A 2,725-nucleotide genomic window follows, 5' to 3' on the forward strand; every position below is an offset into this window, starting at 1 on the left:
GTACATGAGGACCGCGCCGACCAGCACGACCCGGGCGACGAACAGCGGGAACGACTCGACCGGCTGCTGGTAGCGGATCCGCGCCACGCGGGTGCGGAAGCCGCTGACCGCGTAGCCGGCCACGGCGATGGCGCCGATCAGCAACGTGAAGGCGTCGAAGCCCTCGCCGCCGAGCAGGCCGTTGAGGAAGCCCGCCGCGACCTGCTGGTACTCGGAGGGGAACGGCGACAGCGAGATGTTGTCGAGCACCCGCAGGGTGAGACCCCGGAACAGCAGCATGCCGGCCAGGGTCACGATGAAGGCCGGAATGCCGGCGTACGCCACCCAGAACCCGTGCCAGGCGCCTACCGCGACGCCGACGACAAGCGCCGCGACGACGCCGATCCACCAGGGATGGCCCTGCTGGATCACCAGGACGGCGGAGACCGCTCCGGTGAGCGCGACGACCGATCCGACCGACAGGTCGATGTGCCCGCCGATGATCAGGATGACCATGCCGATCGCGAGGACCAGGATGTACGAGTACTGGAGAACGATGTTGGTGATGTTGCCGGGGCTCAGCAACACCCCGTCGGTCAGGACCGCGAAGAGCGCGACGATGACGACCAGGGCGACGTAGATGCCGCTCTGCCGCAGGTTGTTCAACACCAGCGCGCGCAGGTCGTTCGTCCCGCTGTGCAGGGCTGCGGTGGGTGTGCTGTCCGGCGGCGTGGGGCGCTCCGTCGAAGGGGTCTTGATGCTGGTCATCCGACGAGCTCCTTGTCCTTGGTCATCAGCTCCATGAGGCTCTCCTGAGTCGCCTCGGCCACCGGCATCTCGCCGGTGATCCGGCCGGCGGCGAGGGTGTAGATGCGGTCGCACATTCCGAGCAGCTCCGGAAGCTCGGAGGAGATGACGATCACCGCCTTACCGGCCGCCACCAGCCGGTTGATGATCGTGTAGATCTCGTACTTGGCGCCGACGTCGATACCGCGGGTCGGTTCGTCGAGGATCAACACGTCCGGGTCGGTGAACAGCCACTTCGACAGCACCACCTTCTGCTGGTTGCCGCCGGAGAGCTTGCCGACCACCGCCATGACGCTCGGCGTACGGATGTTCATCTCCTTGCGGCTCGTCTCGGCAACCTTGATCTCCTCGTTGCCGTTCACCCAGCCCAGGCGGGACAGCCGGTCCAACGCGGCGGCGGACACGTTGCGCCGCACGTCGTCGATGAGGTTGAGCCCGTAGCGCTTGCGGTCCTCGGTGACGTAGGCGATGCCGTTGTCGATCGCCTCGGCGACCGTGCGGGCCTGTACCTCCCGCCCGTGGACGAAGAGCCGGCCCTGGATGTCGCGCCCGTCGGACCGACCGAACACGCTCATCGCCAGCTCGGTGCGACCGGCTCCCATGAGGCCCGCGATGCCGACGACCTCACCGGCGCGTACGGACAGGCCGACGCCCTCGACGACCATCCGGTCCTGGACCGGGTGCCGCACCGTCCAGTCCTCGATGCGCAGGACCTCGTCACCGGGGGACGACTCGCGGTCGGGGTAGAAGCTGTCCAGGTCGCGCCCGACCATGCCCCGGATGATCCGCTGCTGGTTCACGTCGTCGGCCGTCATGTCGAGGGTCTCCACCGCGCGCCCGTCGCGGATCACCGTGGTGGAGTCGGCGATGGCGGTGATCTCGTTGAGCTTGTGCGAGATCATGATGCAGGTGATGCCCTGCTCCTTGAGGGCCCGCAGCAGGTCGAGCAGGTGCGCCGAGTCGATGTCGTTGAGCGCGGCCGTCGGCTCGTCCAGGATGAGCAGGCGCACCTTCTTCGACAGCGCCTTGGCGATCTCCACCAGCTGCTGCTTGCCGACGCCGAGCTGGATGACCGGGGTGACCGGGTTCTCGTGCAGCCCGACGGATGCCAGCAGCTTCGCCGCTTCGGCGTTGGCGAAGTTCCAGTCGATGAGCCCGCTGCGGCCACGCCGCTCGTTGCCGAGGAAGATGTTCTCCGCGATCGACAGGTACGGCACCAGGGCGAGCTCCTGGTGGATGATGACGATGCCGTTGGCCTCGCTGTCGCGGATGCCGCGGAACTGCATCGGCTTGCCGTCGAAGAGAATCTCGCCGTCGTACGAGCCGGACGGGTAGACGCCGGACAGCACCTTCATCAGGGTGGACTTGCCGGCGCCGTTCTCACCGCAGATGGCGTGGATCTCGCCGCGGCGCACTGCGAGGGTGACGTCCTCCAGCGCGGTCACGCCGGGGAAGGTCTTGGTGATGCGACGCATCTCGAGGATGGTGTCGTCCATGGTCACTGTCCTCCGTCAGGTCTGGACGCGGTACACGCCCAGGCGTCGGGGCCCGCGGGATGACCGCGGGGCCCGACGAGTGGCTTACTTCTTGGCCTGACCGGCGGCGACCTCTTCCGCCGTCCAGTAGCCGGAGTCGATCAGCGTCGCCTTGATGTCGTCCTTGTAGACGGTCGCGATCGGCAGCAGGTACGCCGGGACGACCTTGACGCCGTTGTTGTACGTCTCGGTGTCGTTGGCCTGCGGCTGCTTCTTCTGCAGGAACGCCTCGGCCGCGTTCACGGCCTGCTCGGCCAGCAGTCGGGTGTCCTTGAAGACCGTGGAGCTCTGCACGCCGTCGTTGATCAGCTTGATCGAGGCGATCTCCGCGTCCTGGCCGGTCACGACCGGGAGCTTCTTCGCGCCCTTGCCGTAGCCGGCGTTCTGCAGGGCGGTGATGATGC

Annotated in this window: 2 protein-coding genes and 1 pseudogene; all 3 read right to left on the minus strand. The window is 67.3% G+C overall.

Features of this window, described 5'->3' with window-relative positions; all coding sequences use genetic code 11:
• A pseudogene (locus KBX53_RS28770) lies at nt 1–747 on the minus strand (sugar ABC transporter permease); the annotation flags it as partial.
• Nucleotides 744–2,282, minus strand: a complete 1,539-nt coding sequence (gene mmsA, locus KBX53_RS28775) for a multiple monosaccharide ABC transporter ATP-binding protein (RefSeq protein WP_210862717.1) — start codon at nt 2,280–2,282, stop codon at nt 744–746. The pseudogene KBX53_RS28770 and the gene mmsA, both read right to left, overlap by 4 nt.
• Before the next feature lie 84 nt (nt 2,283–2,366).
• On the minus strand, nt 2,367–2,725 hold a 359-nt coding region (locus KBX53_RS28780), incomplete at its 5' end, for a substrate-binding domain-containing protein (protein WP_210862719.1).

The sequence above is a fragment of the Micromonospora sp. M51 genome (assembly GCF_018070305.1).
GTDB lineage: Bacteria > Actinomycetota > Actinomycetes > Mycobacteriales > Micromonosporaceae > Micromonospora > Micromonospora parva.